This window comes from Jiulongibacter sp. NS-SX5, from assembly GCF_052828545.1.
The window spans coordinates 3,500,932-3,516,155 of the sequence record NZ_CM128248.1 but is presented as its reverse complement, the minus strand read 5'-3'; the positions used below and the strand labels follow the sequence as shown (position 1 = coordinate 3,516,155).

Genomic DNA, 15,224 nt, shown 5'->3' with positions numbered 1-15,224 from the left:
TGGGCTATTTTCGTGTAAGGGCTTAGTTTTGTTTCTGAAGATACATTTGAATTAAACAAACTTTAACCATTAGCCATTAAGCAAGGCTTCTATTTGAATGAAGTGGAAGAATAAAAGGAGTTTTAAGCCTGCTTTAGTTATCGTTTTAATCCTTCAATTTTGTTCGGGCCTTCACGCCCAACCTTACGGATTAAATCTTAGCGGTAACGAAGTTATTAACGAACAAAGAACCTCACTGATTCTGGGTGACGGCTATCAGATATGTACGGGCAATAACTTCTCACTTGAGTTTGATTTTAAACTCAATAATTACCAGGAAAACTACTTCGGTTATATATTCAGATTACTTGATAAGGATCAGCATAATTTTGATCTAATTTTCAATGGTGAGCTGCGTTTTGTTTATGATGAACAGTCATTACCCATTGAGTTCAATACAGACTCCTCTTCCCTATTCACCAGAACAAACCATCTTAAACTTACCTTTGACCTGGCAGAAAATCAGCTCATTGCCAAGCTTAATGATTCCAGACCTCAGGCCGTAAACATTCAAGATTTAAAACTGGATTGCTTTGAAATATACTTTGGTCACTGTACTAGAACTGGCTACAGGAATTCAGATGTCATATCACTTAGGCTTTCTGATGTTAGTATTGCTTCAAACATGAGAGAGGTAAACCATTGGAAGCTCAATGAAGAAAATGGTATTAGGGCAAAAGACTCTAAAGGCAATATCACCGGAAAGGTCATTAACCCTAACTGGACCACTAAAAACTATTCTGAATGGAATCTGGTAACCGACCTCACCTGGCCAGGGATTATATCTGTGGCCGATCGAAAAAATGGTATAGAAATTTTCTCAGAAAACGGCATTCAGTATTACAGTTTTAGTCACGATAGCTTGGGGGTTCTGATTTCTGAGGGCGTACATCATTTGACTTATGGAGATGCCGCGATAAACCTCCACCAAGAAGGAAAACATGGGATTTTAAGGCTGAATAGCAAGGAAATCTTCATGAACGATGGGAAGAGTATTAACATTCCTCCTTCTGACGATCTTACAGAATATTGGCACCATAATATTTATGTTTTCCCTGAGGATACAGCTCTGATAGCTCTTAATGGCTACGGCATGTACACCTATAAGAATATCTTTCAAAAATATTCCTTCAAAACCGGCCTCTGGACAGAGCAAAAATTAAAAGGTGATATCCCAACTCCAAGGTACCTCTCTGGACTAGGTAGCAGCAAGAATGATCTAAGTTCATATCTGCTGGGCGGTTTTGGATCAAACTCAGGGGACCAGTTAATCAAGCCACAGAATTACTATGATCTGTATAAAATCGATTGGTCTACAAATACAATTGAGCAGATTTATGAGTTTGAAAATGATCAGCAAGACCCTTTTGTATTCGGCTCTAACCTCGTTATTAATGAGGAGGAAAATACGCTTTACGCTTTAGCTTTCAATCAGCTAAACTATAATACCGAGTTACAATTAATGGAGTTCTCACTTGAGAATCCAGAATTCACCAGACTCGGCAACCGAGTTCCCTTTGAGTTTCAAGATATACGAACACAGGTTTCTTTACATGAGGGAGAAGGTGCTTTATACTGCTCTGTCATCCATTATGATGATAATGAGAATACCTCTAGTCTGAAGATCTATTCTATTCAAACCCCACCTGTGCCTTTCAAAGCCGGCATGATGGGGTCTAGCAAAAACTGGTTATTTATACCTGTATTTGTGGCTTTGGCTTTACTTGGTTTTGTATTCTACAGAAAGCAAAAACAAAAAGCTACCAATGAGGATGTAGCTAGCACTTCAGATTTCTCAAAAGAAGTACCGGTAGTCAGTTATGAAGAAACCATTACGAAACCCATGGCCAGAATTAGGTTATTTGGGAAGTTTCAGGTGCTCAATGCTGACGGAACAGATGTATCAAAATCCTTTACACCATTACTTAAAGAGATATTCCTTTACCTTTTACTTAACTCACTGAGGTATAACAAAGGAATGAGCTCTGATAAATTAGACGAGACCTTCTGGTACGATAAATCAAAATCAAGTGCCAGAAATAATCGATCTGTGAATATCATTAAGTTAAAAGGTCTGTTAGCACAAATAGGAGGAATAGAGCTCAATAAAAAAACGGGTAATTGGGAAATCATTTATGATAATGATAAAATTATCATCGACTATGCCGAGCTATTGAGTATCTCAGCCAAAAAAGAAAAAATCAGCAAACAGGAAGCCGCCAACCTTAGTCATATTGTGAGTACTGGTACTTTTTTACCAAACCTCGAGTACGAATGGTTGGATAGTTTCAAAAGCGAAACCTCCAATAATGTAATTGATAGTTTACTGGCATACGCCAATAGACTACAGGTAAAAAATAGTGCCGAAGAGCTTATTGAAATAGCTGACAAAATCTTTCTTTTTGACGCTATTGATGAATCTGCAATGATGATGAAATGCAAATCACTACATCACTTGGGTAAACACTCCCTTGCCAAGAAAGCCTACGAGAGTTTTGTCAAGAAATATGAAGATTTGCTCTCTGAAAAGTATGCCTACAGCTTTTCAGAAGTTCTGGAATATCAGGATGAACAGACTTCCTAATCTCTGTCTGCCATGAATTGGCTTATGACGAGAATTTCCCTAAAATATTTTAATTAACGGTCAAAAAACAGCCATTTATAGGGTCTGAGGTAGTTTTTAAAATATTTTTTTAATTAAAAACCAATTTGTTAATATTTTATTAATGCCTTGTTAAGCCCAAAAACTTAACCTTGTTCTCATCCTGAGAGCTGTTCCCGAAGCTACGTGTTAGCAATGGACGAAAAAATTTAACCCTGACCCCTTTTTTCAGCAGACTCTTCGGAAAAATTAATCATTTCTAAAAAAACCAAACTTTATGAAAAAACGCATACTCTATCAAGTACTGTTCATGCTACTGGGAGTAAACCTTGCATGGGCACAGAGCCAGACCATCCGAGGGACGGTCACTGACGAAAGTGGCGAAACACTTTACGGTGTAAACGTTACAGTGAAGGGTACTACTAATGGTACTATTACAAATGCAGATGGTGCTTACTCTATCACTGCATCAAAAGGACAAACCCTAACATTTAGCTACATTGGTTTTGCTAGCCAAGATGTAGTTATTGGAAATCAATCTTCTATTGACGTTACTCTAGCTGAAGACGCGAATGCTCTTGGTGAGGTTGTAGTAACTGCCTTCGGTATTGCTAAAGACAAAAAGAGTCTGGGCTATTCAGTTACACAAGTAGACGGTGACAAATTCACTGAATCAAGAACGGCCAACATGGGTTCTGCTTTAACAGGTAAAGTAGCCGGTGTAAACGTATCAGCTCCTACTACAGGGGTAGCAGGTACCAGCCGTGTGGTTATTCGTGGTGGTTCATCACTAAGTGGAAACGATCAACCTCTATATGTTATCAATGGTGTACCAATGGATAACTCTAACCAAGGATCTGCGGGTTTATGGGGTGGTAATGATAATGGTGACGGTCTTGCATCTATTAACCCAGATGATATCGAAAACATTTCGGTACTGAAAGGTAACTCTGCTTCTGCACTATACGGTTCAAGAGCTTCAAATGGTGTAATCTTGATTACAACAAAGAGTGGTACTGCCAGAAAAGGTATTGGTGTAGATTTCAATACAAACTACACAATGGATAAGGCTATTGACATGACTGACCTTCAAACACAATATGGTGTAGGTGTAGACGGTCTTGCTCCTACTACTCAGGAAGAAGCACTTGACTACGGTAACAGCTCTTGGGGTGCTCCTCTTGATGGTTCAAATGTAGTTCAGTGGGATGGCGTAAGCAGACCTTATGCTTCTACAGGAGAAAACATCAACGATTTCTACAGAACTGGTAGCACTTGGACAAACACTCTTGCACTTTCTGGTGGAAACCAAATGGGTAACTTCAGATTCTCTGGCTCAAATCTTCAGAACCAAGATATCATGCCAAATTCAGGATTTGATAGAACTACTTTTAATGCGAATATCAATGGTAAGCTTGGTAAGATTGATCTAGCTGTTTCTGGTCAGTACTCAAAAGAGTCTGCGAAAAACAGACCTCGTCTTTCTGACTCTCCGGGTAACGCAAACTTCAGTATCATCACTAAAGCTCCTAACCTGTCTTTTGCAGATTTAATGGGAGATCCTGACAAACTAGGTGCTGATGAATTCGGTAACGAATTAGGTTATACAGCCAATGTGTATCAAACTAACCCTTACTGGGGTGCATATCAATTCCTAAGAACTGATGACAAGAACAGATTCTTTGGTAATGCTTCATTGACTTATAACATTACAGATTGGTTATACGTAAGAGGTCGTTTAGGAACAGACTTCATCTCTGCCAGATTTGAATCAACAGAACCTTACGGTACACGTTACAAAACTACTGGTGACTATAATATCACGAACAGAAGTATCAGAGAAGACAACGCTGATTTATTCGTTGGATTCAACAAAGAATTCGGTAAGATCAGTGTAGACGCCTTAGTTGGTGGTAACAGAATGAGAAGATCTAACGAAGGAGCCAGAGTAGGTGGTAACGGTCTTAATGTACCATTCTTTGGTAGCGTTAACAACGTTTCTAACCAAACATACTCTTACGACTTTGTAGAAAGTGGTATCAATTCAGTTTTTGGTTCAGCTAACATAGGTTATGACAATATCTTATTCTTAAACCTTACAGCTCGTGAGGATAAATTCTCAACTCTATCTCCAGAGAACAACAGCGTACTTTACCCTTCAGTAGGTTTAAGCTTTGCATTCTCTGATGCATGGGCTAACAGACCAGCTTGGTTGACATTCGGTAAGGCTAGAATCTCTTACGCTCAAGTAGGTGGTGGAGCTCCAGATGCTTACTCAAACAACCTATACTATAGCCTTCAAGGTTATGATCATAACGGTGCTGTATTAGGTAATATATCTAACGGATCTATCCCTAATGCTGCTTTGAGTCCGTTTATTTCGTCTGAAATTGAATTTGGTCTTGATGTAAGATTATTCAAAAACCGTTTAGGCTTAGACTTCGCTTACTACAACAGAAATACTGTTGATGATATCTTGAATACATCTATCTCTGGAACTTCAGGATTCGGAAGTACGTCAATTAACGTTGGTGAATTAACTAACCAGGGTGTTGAGCTATTGATCAACGCTACTCCGGTTAAAACTTCTGACTTCACATGGGATGTGTCGCTTAACTTTGCAAGAAACATCTCTGAGGTTATCAGCTTAGGAGAAAATGCTCAAGGTGAACCTATCGAGTTCCTAAACCTTGAAGAAGCTAGATCTCAGCAAGAAAGAATTCGTCACTATGTAGGTCAGCAGTTGGGTGTAATCGCTGGTTATTCTCATATGGAAATCAATGGTCAGAAAGTATATGACGAAAACGGTTATCCTGTAAGAGGTGACTTTGAAATGCTTGCTCTAGGTCGTCACCCGATCAGTGCAGGTTTCTCTAACTCTTTCTCTTACAAAAACCTATCGTTAAGCTTCCTGATCGATATGCGTGAAGGTGGTAGCATGATGTCTGGTACTAACCTAGGTCTTTACGGAGTAGGTCTTCATAAAGGCACACTTGAAGGTAGAGAGTCAGGTTTGACGATCAGCGGTGTTAATACTGACGGTGAAGCTCAAACTTGGAATATCGCTCCTACGGAGATCGATAACTACTACGACAGATACAATGATATCACAGAGAACATGATCTATGATGCGTCATTCGGTAAATTGAGAGAACTTTCTTTCGGTTACAGAATCCCATCTAAGATTCTTGACAAAACTCCTCTGACAGGCTTGAAGATTTCTGCCGTAGGTAGAAACCTTGCAGTATTATGGTCATCTGTTCCAAACATTGACCCGGAAAGTGGATATACAGCAATAGGTGCTGCTCAAGGTCTTGAGTACTTCTCAATGCCTTCTACCAGAAACCTTGGTTTCAACTTATCAGCATCATTCTAAGTGTCTCATTTACTAAAGAAATCAACAATGAAAAATACGTATAAAAAAATAGCACTTTCTGCTCTGGCAATATTCACGCTGGGGTCGTGTGATGAGCAGAAACTGATAGACCTTAACGTTAACCAGAACTCTCCTACTTCTATCGACAATCGCTACATACTTGACTATAGTATTCTACGTGTAGCTGGTAGCCGTTATGAGAGCTGGAGAACGAACCTGATCTATAGCTCTACTATGGTTCAGCATAATGCATCTCTTCAAGGGTACTGGAGTGGAGATAAGTACTATTATAACCCTTCATACAGTGCTGCATATTGGGAAAGTCACTACACTAACCCGATCAAAAACCTGACGAATATTGTAGATCAAACTGCAGGTATTCCTGAGCTGGCCAATATTCATGCGGCTGCTCAGATTATGAGAGCGTTTGACCTTCATAGAATGACTGATCTGTATGGTGATGTACCTTACACTCAGGCTGGTCGTGGTCTTGATGGCCAGGAGAACTGGTTCCCTGCTTATGATTCTCAAGAGAACATTTATCAGTTCCTGGTAGCTGACATTAAAGCAGCCAGAGACGAATTCTCTGATAGTGCTGAGTCTCTTCAAGGATCATCAAACAGCCAAGATGTTTTATTTGCGGGTGATAATGCAAAGTGGAAGAAATTTGCTAACTCTTTACTTATGAGAATAGCAATGAGAATGAGCGAAGTAGATCCTGCTACTGCTCAATCTGTATTCACTGAAGCTCTTTCAAACGGACCTATCGACGGTTTTGATAGCAATGCCTTCTTAAAGCAAGCACTGGGTAATGGTGGCGACACTAATTATAACGGCACCTCACTTGTATTCTCAAACGCTGCCGGTGGTGGTGGAGATACAAACGGTAGAGTATCTAAAACCTTCCTTGACTGGATGAACGAGCATAATGACCCTAGAAAGATGATTATTGTAGGTGGTGTAGGTAACCCATACGATACATCTACCTGGAATACAGATCCTGAAGCTCAGGTAGGTCTTCCGAATGGTTATACTAGTGTTACTATCAAAGATGTCAATCCTGATTACTCTAGCGTATCAGAATATAGCTTTGTGAACCCAGAAATTCTAGACCTTGATGATCCTACTCCGTTTATCTCTCATGCAGAGGTAGAGTTAATGAAAGCAGAGGCGGTATTGAAAGGATGGATCTCAGGTGATGCAGAAGAATTCTTCAATGCTGGTGTGAGAGCTGCTATGGAGTCTTGGGCTTTATTTGGCGTAGCTACTCCTACAGCTGAAGAAGTAGATGCATACTTGGTGGGTCTTGACTTCGCTAATGCTGGTAATCAAATGGAAATGATTGGCGAGCAATACTGGGCTGCTACATACCTTAATCATATTGAAGCATGGAGTAACTACAGAAGAAGCGGCTACCCTGCTTTAACTCCAACTTCTGACCCGAATAACGTAACTAACGGGACCATCCCTAAGAGACTTCGTTATTTTGAAGGTGAAGCTGGTGCAAACCCTGCCAATTACAAGGCAGCGGTAGAAAGACAAGGTCCTGACCTTTTAACTACACCTCTATGGTGGGATGTGAAGGACTAAGCCTACATCAAAATCTGTAGCTATTACTTGAAAATAGGCTTCGGCCAAAAGTGCCCCGATCGTAAGGTCGGGGTTTCTTTTTTTCAGCCCTCCTGTTTAATCTGTCCTTATGCTTAACTTTGATTTCTGAAGAAGCCATTTATGATTGATCAATTTATCAGCTGCGACTGGGGTACTAGTAATTTTAGATTGAGGCTTGTGAAAACCTCCACCTTAGAATCGCTGGAACTCATTGAAAACGAGTTTGGGATAAAAAGGCTCACTTCAAATAATTCCGGGTTGGACTCGTCAAAAGTATGTCTTGAGTTTCTAAAAGAACAGCTAAGTGGTTTAAGAAATAGAGATCAAGCAATACCTCTTGTTATATCGGGAATGGCCTCATCAAATCTCGGGCTTAAAGAATTACCCTATGGTGAATTACCTTGTTCAATTGAGGGAGACAAAATTCCTTCAATTCGGCTAGACGACCTTTTTGATGGTCAAAAAACAATTCTGATCTCGGGGCTTAGAAGTTCAACTAGCCTTATGCGAGGTGAAGAGACTCAAGCCATAGGTTTATCAGCCTATTTGAAAGGCACGGGTGTACTTATACTCCCGGGAACCCATTCCAAGCATATGTATTTTTCCGGAGGTCAGTTCAAGGACTTTAACACTTTCATGACCGGTGAATTATTTGAAACCTTATCTACTCAAACCATACTGTCTGGCTCTATAACAAAAGCTCCAAATACCTTAAAACAGACCTTTTTTGAAGGCCTTGAGGCCGGTTTCTCAGGAAAGTTAACCAAGAACTTATTTTATATCCGTTATCGAGGTCTAATGGAGACCAATAACCCTGAACATAACGGCCAATATCTGAGTGGGCTTTTAATAGGTGATGAACTCAAAGATTTAGGACAAGTCGATACCAATATTATTCTGGCGAGTACAGGTATTTTACTCGACATTTACTCGGCTGCACTGGAACATCTCTTTGAATCTTCTAAATTCTCTGTTATTTCGGAAGCCGAATTCTCAAACGCCATCCTTCGAGGACAATTGACCATTTTAGAACAACATGCTTAGCAATACGCTCACTTTTACTCAAAACTTTGAAAAAGCACCCTTGGTCGGTATTATCCGGGGGTATGAAGAAGAGACCTGTTTAAAACTTGCCGAAAGCTTTCAGGAAGCGGGCTTGTACGCCATGGAGGTCACTCTCAATACTCCAAACGCTTTGCAAATCGGTCAAGTCATACAAAAGCAATTCCCCAGCCTCAAAATAGGAAGCGGAACGGTATTGAATCTCAAAGAGGCACAGAAGGCCATTGATCAAGGTTCTGAGTTTATTGTCACTCCGGTTTTAGACCTTGAAGTCATACGATTCTGCAAAGAGAACGATATTCCCGTATTCCCAGGGGCGTTTTCTCCGACTGAAATTTACCAGGCGTGGGAAGCCGGTGCCACAGCGGTAAAAATCTTTCCGGCCACCACTTTAGGACCTCAATACGTAAAAGACATACTCGGTCCTTTGAATCAAATCAAACTACTACCAACAGGCGGTGTAGATATTGATAATATTACTAGCTTTTTCTCCGCTGGAGCATATGGAGTAGGTTTGGGAAGCTCATTATTCCCCAAGCAATTCATTGAGAATGAAGACTGGAAAGGCCTAAGTCATTTTATGAAAAGAATGTTGACGAAGGCATTGCAATAGAGGCAATATTTATCACTCAAAGATTTAAAAATTTATTCATCTCTATTCAGATTAAAATCAAAACTTTAACTCTAATTTTCGCCGTATTTCAAGGTTCATAACTGAATTAAATTCCTTAGTCTTTTAAGTATGGATAGAAGGCGGCTTTTAAAGAAAATGGGGGTGCTAACTGCGGGTCTTGGCTTCGGTCAATCGGGCTATGCTCAAGCCAATGAGAAAAAGCTCGCACTTCGAATTGCTCACATTACTGATGTACACATCCAAAGTGTGATGGGAGCCTCCAAAGGATTCCAAAAGTGCCTTCATCATATACAAAACTCATACCCCAAGCCCGACTTTATTTTCAATGGAGGAGATAGCATCATGGGGGCCAAAAACTCCCCTCAGCTGATTTTAAAAAAGCAGTTTAAGCTATTTAACTCAATACTGGAACAGGAAAACAGCTTACCAGTATACCATTGCATAGGAAACCACGATCTGTGGTACGGAAATAAGACCACCATGAAAGAAGAGAAGGAAAAGGTCATGGAAAGTCTGAATTTTCAATCTCCATATTACAAATTTGAGCAGAATGGTTGGCATTTCATCGTTCTGGATGGTGTTCAGCCGGCTATCAGTAAAAAGAAATATGTGGCCAAAATAGATGAGCAGCAGCTAAACTGGCTCAAAGAAACGCTGGAGCAAATCCCGGTAAATGAGCATATCATGATCATGAGCCATATTCCTATCTTGTCAGCCTCCGTCTTTTTTGATGGAAAAAACTTTATTGACAATCAATGGAGAATCTCGGGTTCATGGATGCACGCTGATGCACAGGAACTCATCAGGTTGTTTTATCAATACCCAAATATCAAACTAGCCATAAGCGGCCATATTCATCTGCTAGATAAAGTAGAGTATAATGGTATTAGCTATTGCTGTAACGGAGCGGTAAGTGGTAATTGGTGGAAAGGACGATATAGACAAACCACTCCAGGTTATGCTATGATTGACCTATTCAGTAATGGAGATTTTGAAGTCAATTATCAGGACTATACAAGCTAAAAGCTAGTCTTTACAAAAGCTTAAAACAGGTAACATTGAGCTAACAAAAACTTAAGGGATTCATAAAGTTTGTGAAGCATCGCCAATAAAGGTTGATCGTAGTTTTGCGGGCAAATAAAACTCGCATATCTATGAAAAATGTTTACAAAACTCTGGCATTAGCTGCCACCATTACGCTCGGTGGCTGTTATGCAGATGAGTTCGAAAATCTCGAGGACAAAATCAATAGTGTAGATTCTCGTCTTCAGCAATTAGAGTCTGTTACAGCTCAAATCTCTACGATTACCTCGGCACTTACCGCCATTCAGCAAGGGCAATCTAACCTGGAAGCTAGCCAGGATAAAATTGCTAAACTTCAGGTCCTAATGAATCAGGTTACGGTTCTTTCTAAAAACCCTAATACGAACCTAACTGAGCTGGCAACTTTACTAGAAGGCGTAAATACAGAAGTAGAAGCTGGTAATATTGACGCCGGTATCAGCTCTCTTGAATCGTATATCAGTACAGCCGACATGAACCTAATGCAGTTTGGAAACAAGTCTGTTTCTCCTGCGGGTAAAGAAATGTTTACCATTGACGGTGCATTTTCTGACATCGAAGTATATACCTTACTTACTTCTGAAGATGTTCTACCATTGTCACCAGACTTCGTTTACGGAAGTATGGCAGACGGAGCAGGACTTCTAAGAAATGGCGATGGTACTTTCAGCTTGATCAATAATATTGAGGCTGATTACTCAATTGCCAGAATCACTTTAGATCAAACGTTCACACCTTTAAGAGGTGAATATATTTTGAATGCCACTGCTACCGCCAATACCGCTATGTGTTCGGGTTCTTTAGTAACTCCTGAAGAGCATGGCTTTGGTCCACTTTACCTTTCAGGTGGTGAATGGGGAGATGGCATTAAGCAAGGCGTTTACGCTGTAGACCCTTACAAAAAGTCTGTGTATAAAGACAATGCCCGTGTACTTTCTGCCATGGGCGAATGGGCAGTAGAAAATGCCGTGGTCATGTCTAAAGACGCTTACCCAGGACAAACTGTAGTTATGATCGGTGACGATAACTCTGATAATAACGTACCTCAAGGTCAGTTTGGGCTATACGTAGGAAACCAAGGCGACCTGGAAGGTGGTAAACTTTATGGATTAAAAGTTACCACAGAAGGAGTTACTTATGAGATGGACATGAAAGAGGGTCAGTCTTACAATTTTGAAATGGTAGAGCTAGAAGAAACTGAAATCGGTCTTTTAAACGCCGAAGCGATGGAAAAAGGCGTTATGGGCTTTTCTCGTCTGGAAGACCTTGACTACAGAAGAGGTTCTGCCGCCAATAACAGAGAGGTGTATTTTGCCGTTACGGGTAGAAAAAAAGACGGACTTGCCGGCAAAGGAACTTTCTATGGTAGAATCTACAAAGTGAACTTTGACGAATCTTCTCCATTATTTGGTACTATTTCTCCGGTTTTAGATGGTGATATTCTTGATGGTAAGGCCAAAGATTTCCACTCTCCGGATAACGTTTTAGTGACAGAAAACTATCTTTACATTCAGGAAGACCCTAACGGATACCCTGATACTCCAGACAAGTCTCACTATGCCAGATTATATCAGTATAACCTGAATACAGGAGAGCTCAAAACAGTACTGGAATGTAACCAAACCAATGCCTCCAGCCTTGGTTACGGAAACACTTCTTCTACTTGGGAGATTACAGGTATGATAGACATTTCTGAAACAGTAGGAATGCCAAACACCTTCTTGATGATTACTCAAAACCACGGATGGTCACCTTTAGATGGTACGGCTTTCACTGATCCTAATGCGGTTCCTGATTACCTTAATCATGGAAGAACAGAAGGAAGTATGCTTTTTGTAGTAAGAGGACTTGAAAGATAATATGAACAGCAGTTTATCTAAAAAGGGGGTTTTGTACCCCCTCTTTTTGGTTTTAAGCCTTTGGTCTTGCCATACCAAAAATGAAGATCAGATGATTAGTTCTGTGGCACTTCAGATGGAAGAGTCTTACAGAGGCAGACTAAATTATATTAGTCAAAAAATGGCCGACATTGCCGCTGATTCTTCTTTAAATGAGATGAGTGTAATCTACATCACGGCCCGAGATACATTCAAGGTGATTGAGCCTGTGATGCAATTTACCGACACTCAGAACTATAAGTATCTCAATGGCCCCAATCTTATCAGAATAGAAGAGGAAGATGCCACGGCCATCAAGCATCTCAATTTAACGGGCTTTCAGGTTCTGGAAGAAGTTCTCTTTGACGAGCAAGACCTTAGCCTGACTAAAAACCATGCAGCCCAAATAAGAGATAGAACCAAAGCACTCGCTGAGAACGTGGACTTTTCAAAAATGAAAAAGCACCATTTTCTCTGGATGATCAGAGATGGCTTTTTGAGGGTCGGAATCACCGGTATTACTCCTTTTGACTCGCCCTCTTTAGGCCGACAACTCCGTGAGTCTACCTCCTCTCTTGAAGGCGTGAAAGATCTTGTAGAATTTTCTCAACCGCTATTTAGCAATAAAGAACTTTATAGTCAGTGGATCAGCTCTCTGGAGCAAAACATTAAATATGTCAAAAACAGAGATAAGTTCAAGGCATTTGACTACGTCAAAGGATTAAACAGCGACCTAATTGCACTTTATAACAAGACCGTTAAAGATTGGAACGTTGAGTTTCCTTTTGAGTTGGCCATTGCCAATCAAACGAACTCTCTTTATTCAGAGAACACATTCAACACAAGCTACTTTGCCAAAAGAAAAACTCCGGAACTCCTCAAAGAAATGGAGGATTTGGGCCAGCAGCTCTTCAATGATGTGAGACTCTCAAAAGACAGCCAAATGAGCTGTGCAAGTTGTCACCAAAAAGAAAAGTACTTCACAGACGGTAAAGTGATTCCGTTTGAAGGGACTAGAAATACACCCACTATGTTATATGCTGGCCTACAGCAGTCTTTCTTCTATGAAGGGCGTAGCGGTAGTCTGGAGGGTCAGATTATTTCTGTTATCAATAACCAGAATGAATTTCACAGTAGCCCGGAAAATTACATTTCTATAATTGCCGAAGATAACCAGTACCAAAAAGCTTTTCAAAAAATCTTTAATTCTGAAGTCAACGATAATGGAGTGAGGGATGCCATAGCCTCCTATATCAGATCTCTGGCACCTTTCAATTCTAAATTTGACAGGAATATGAGAGGAGAAGAAGATAGCTTCACAGATGCTGAAAAAAGAGGCTTTAACTTATTTATGGGTAAGGCTCAATGTGCTACTTGCCACTTCACACCGCTATTTAATGGTACAGTGCCAATGAAATATGCAGAAAGCGAGCTGGAACTATTAGGCGTTCCCAAAACTAAGAATCTAGATCACACTGTGATAGACCCTGACGCTGGAAGATTTAATAGTTTTCAAACAGAAGAAAAGCGTTTTTTCTTCAAAACTCCTACCATCAGAAATATAGCCATGACTGCTCCATATATGCATAATGGAGTTTTTGAGACTTTAGAGGAAGTCATAGAGTTTTATGACAGAGGTGGTGGAAACGGACTTGGTTTCAATTTGGAATACCAAACTTTGCCATCAGAACCATTGAACTTAAAAGACCATGAAAAATCAGACCTCATTGCCTTTATGAAGACACTGACGGACGAGCCTTAACCTTGTTTTAATTGAAATGATTCTCTGGAAAGGATACAGATTAAAAAAGCGGTTGATCACTTTGATCAACCGCTTTTTTAGTGAATAGTTACTTTTTAATCTTTTTGAGTTCTTCACCCGCAATATCCTCCCAGCGGTACAAATGGAAAGTACGATCATTACTCATCGTCACAAAAAGCCCAAACTTAAAAGTTTCATTTAAGGCAACAGCTACAGTTTCTGAGCCATCACTTTCCTGAGCAGCTACTTCAATAGTTTTTAGATGTTTGTGCTTATGTTTATTACCCCATGAACCTTCACGACTGAATACATGAAATTTATTAGCCCCTTGATCAGAGACCAGGATATAACCCTTTCTTTTATTCAACTGGTAAATAGAGATACCTTCATGGTCTTCAGTAAAACCTTCAGTAGCAAAAAGAGCCAGTTCTTTGTTTCCTTTGGCCGGGTCTGCATAATACTTCCGCACTCCTACACCCTCATCTGAGTAATAAATATATCCCAGGCAGTCATCCACTGCTATAGCTTCTATTTCTTTAATGCCACTGTATTTACCGAACTTCCTAACCAATGTTCCTTTGACATTACCAGTACCATCATCTTCAAGGAGGTATTGCCATAAGTAAGTACCACCTGTAGGTCCGTTTTTACGACCAGCAATGGCATAGATTTGTCCTTTCTTATTTTTATACAATGAAATACCCATCAAGTCTCTGAACTCCTCGCCTGTTTCTCCTTTGAAAATCTCAATGCCACCATTGTCTATCGGTTTCATCTCTAGCAATGAGAATACTCTCAACTTATGCGTAAAACGCTCAGCTGCTACCGCAATATCAGTTGATTTACCATTGAGCATCAGACCATATTCTATATCAACATTATTTGGGCGTTTGAGACCTTTAACGGTATTCACAATCTTACCCTGAAGATTGAAGACATAGAGTCCTCCATCTACATTCTTGTCTGTTCCTACAATCAGACTTTTTGATAAATCATTTTTGTTAACCCAAACCGCAGGATCATCTGTATCATAATCAACACTATCGGTGATATATACAGGTTGTACTGGGTTTTGTTGGGCATTTGCTACTAAAGCAGCAAAAACCAACATTAGAGAAAATATCTTCTTCATTAAACTTGTTTTGAATTTCCAGTCAGCCAATAAACTTGGCCTCATGAGATTGTAAAGACCAAAAGGA

At 40.1% G+C, this 15,224-nt stretch carries 9 protein-coding genes; 8 read left to right on the top strand and 1 reads right to left on the bottom strand.

The features are described from left to right. Nucleotides 1-97 precede the first annotated feature (97 nt). From ACUXV0_RS15285 to ACUXV0_RS15250, 8 genes are all read left to right on the top strand, one after another. Nucleotides 98-2,623, top strand: a complete 2,526-nt coding sequence (locus ACUXV0_RS15285; protein WP_446190439.1) for a hypothetical protein — start codon at nucleotides 98-100, stop codon at nucleotides 2,621-2,623. A gap of 295 nt (nucleotides 2,624-2,918) precedes the next feature. Next, nucleotides 2,919-6,017: a SusC/RagA family TonB-linked outer membrane protein gene (locus tag ACUXV0_RS15280; RefSeq protein WP_446190438.1), complete on the top strand. Its 3,099-nt coding sequence runs from the start codon at nucleotides 2,919-2,921 to the stop codon at nucleotides 6,015-6,017. Between the two features lie 27 nt (nucleotides 6,018-6,044). Further along, a complete protein-coding gene (locus tag ACUXV0_RS15275) occupies nucleotides 6,045-7,607 on the top strand; it encodes a SusD/RagB family nutrient-binding outer membrane lipoprotein (RefSeq protein WP_446190437.1) in 1,563 nt (520 codons plus the stop codon). A gap of 141 nt (nucleotides 7,608-7,748) precedes the next feature. Next, a complete protein-coding gene (locus ACUXV0_RS15270) occupies nucleotides 7,749-8,672 on the top strand; it encodes a 2-dehydro-3-deoxygalactonokinase (RefSeq protein ID WP_446190436.1) in 924 nt (307 codons plus the stop codon). Further along, on the top strand, nucleotides 8,665-9,303 hold the full coding sequence (locus ACUXV0_RS15265) for a bifunctional 4-hydroxy-2-oxoglutarate aldolase/2-dehydro-3-deoxy-phosphogluconate aldolase (RefSeq protein WP_446190435.1): 639 nt from the start codon (nucleotides 8,665-8,667) through the stop codon (nucleotides 9,301-9,303). Before ACUXV0_RS15270 ends, ACUXV0_RS15265 begins: the two co-directional genes overlap by 8 nt. A gap of 129 nt (nucleotides 9,304-9,432) precedes the next feature. Next, complete coding sequence (locus ACUXV0_RS15260) at nucleotides 9,433-10,347, top strand: metallophosphoesterase family protein (protein ID WP_446190434.1); 915 nt, start codon at nucleotides 9,433-9,435, stop codon at nucleotides 10,345-10,347. 131 nt (nucleotides 10,348-10,478) lie between these two features. Beyond that, nucleotides 10,479-12,245, top strand: a complete 1,767-nt coding sequence (locus ACUXV0_RS15255) for an alkaline phosphatase PhoX (protein ID WP_446190433.1) — start codon at nucleotides 10,479-10,481, stop codon at nucleotides 12,243-12,245. Nucleotides 12,246-12,276: 31 nt separating this feature from the next. Continuing rightward, nucleotides 12,277-14,025: a cytochrome-c peroxidase gene (locus ACUXV0_RS15250; protein WP_446190432.1), complete on the top strand. Its 1,749-nt coding sequence runs from the start codon at nucleotides 12,277-12,279 to the stop codon at nucleotides 14,023-14,025. A gap of 88 nt (nucleotides 14,026-14,113) precedes the next feature. Here the strand turns inward: ACUXV0_RS15250 and ACUXV0_RS15245 are convergent, their stop codons facing one another. Next, nucleotides 14,114-15,157, bottom strand: coding sequence for a phytase (locus tag ACUXV0_RS15245; RefSeq protein ID WP_446190431.1), 1,044 nt, complete (start codon nucleotides 15,155-15,157; stop codon nucleotides 14,114-14,116). Nucleotides 15,158-15,224: the final 67 nt, after the last annotated feature.

Excerpts from the sequence above, each read along its gene's own strand:
- ACUXV0_RS15255 (WP_446190433.1), top strand. The coding sequence starts at position 10,479 with ATGAAAAATGTTTACAAAACTCTGGCATTAGCTGCCACCATTACGCTC.
- ACUXV0_RS15275 (WP_446190437.1), top strand. The coding sequence starts at position 6,045 with ATGAAAAATACGTATAAAAAAATAGCACTTTCTGCTCTGGCAATATTC.
- ACUXV0_RS15260 (WP_446190434.1), top strand. The coding sequence starts at position 9,433 with ATGGATAGAAGGCGGCTTTTAAAGAAAATGGGGGTGCTAACTGCGGGT.
- ACUXV0_RS15245 (WP_446190431.1), bottom strand. The coding sequence starts at position 15,157 with ATGAAGAAGATATTTTCTCTAATGTTGGTTTTTGCTGCTTTAGTAGCA.
- ACUXV0_RS15270 (WP_446190436.1), top strand. The coding sequence starts at position 7,749 with ATGATTGATCAATTTATCAGCTGCGACTGGGGTACTAGTAATTTTAGA.
- ACUXV0_RS15280 (WP_446190438.1), top strand. The coding sequence starts at position 2,919 with ATGAAAAAACGCATACTCTATCAAGTACTGTTCATGCTACTGGGAGTA.
- ACUXV0_RS15265 (WP_446190435.1), top strand. The coding sequence starts at position 8,665 with ATGCTTAGCAATACGCTCACTTTTACTCAAAACTTTGAAAAAGCACCC.
- ACUXV0_RS15285 (WP_446190439.1), top strand. The coding sequence starts at position 98 with ATGAAGTGGAAGAATAAAAGGAGTTTTAAGCCTGCTTTAGTTATCGTT.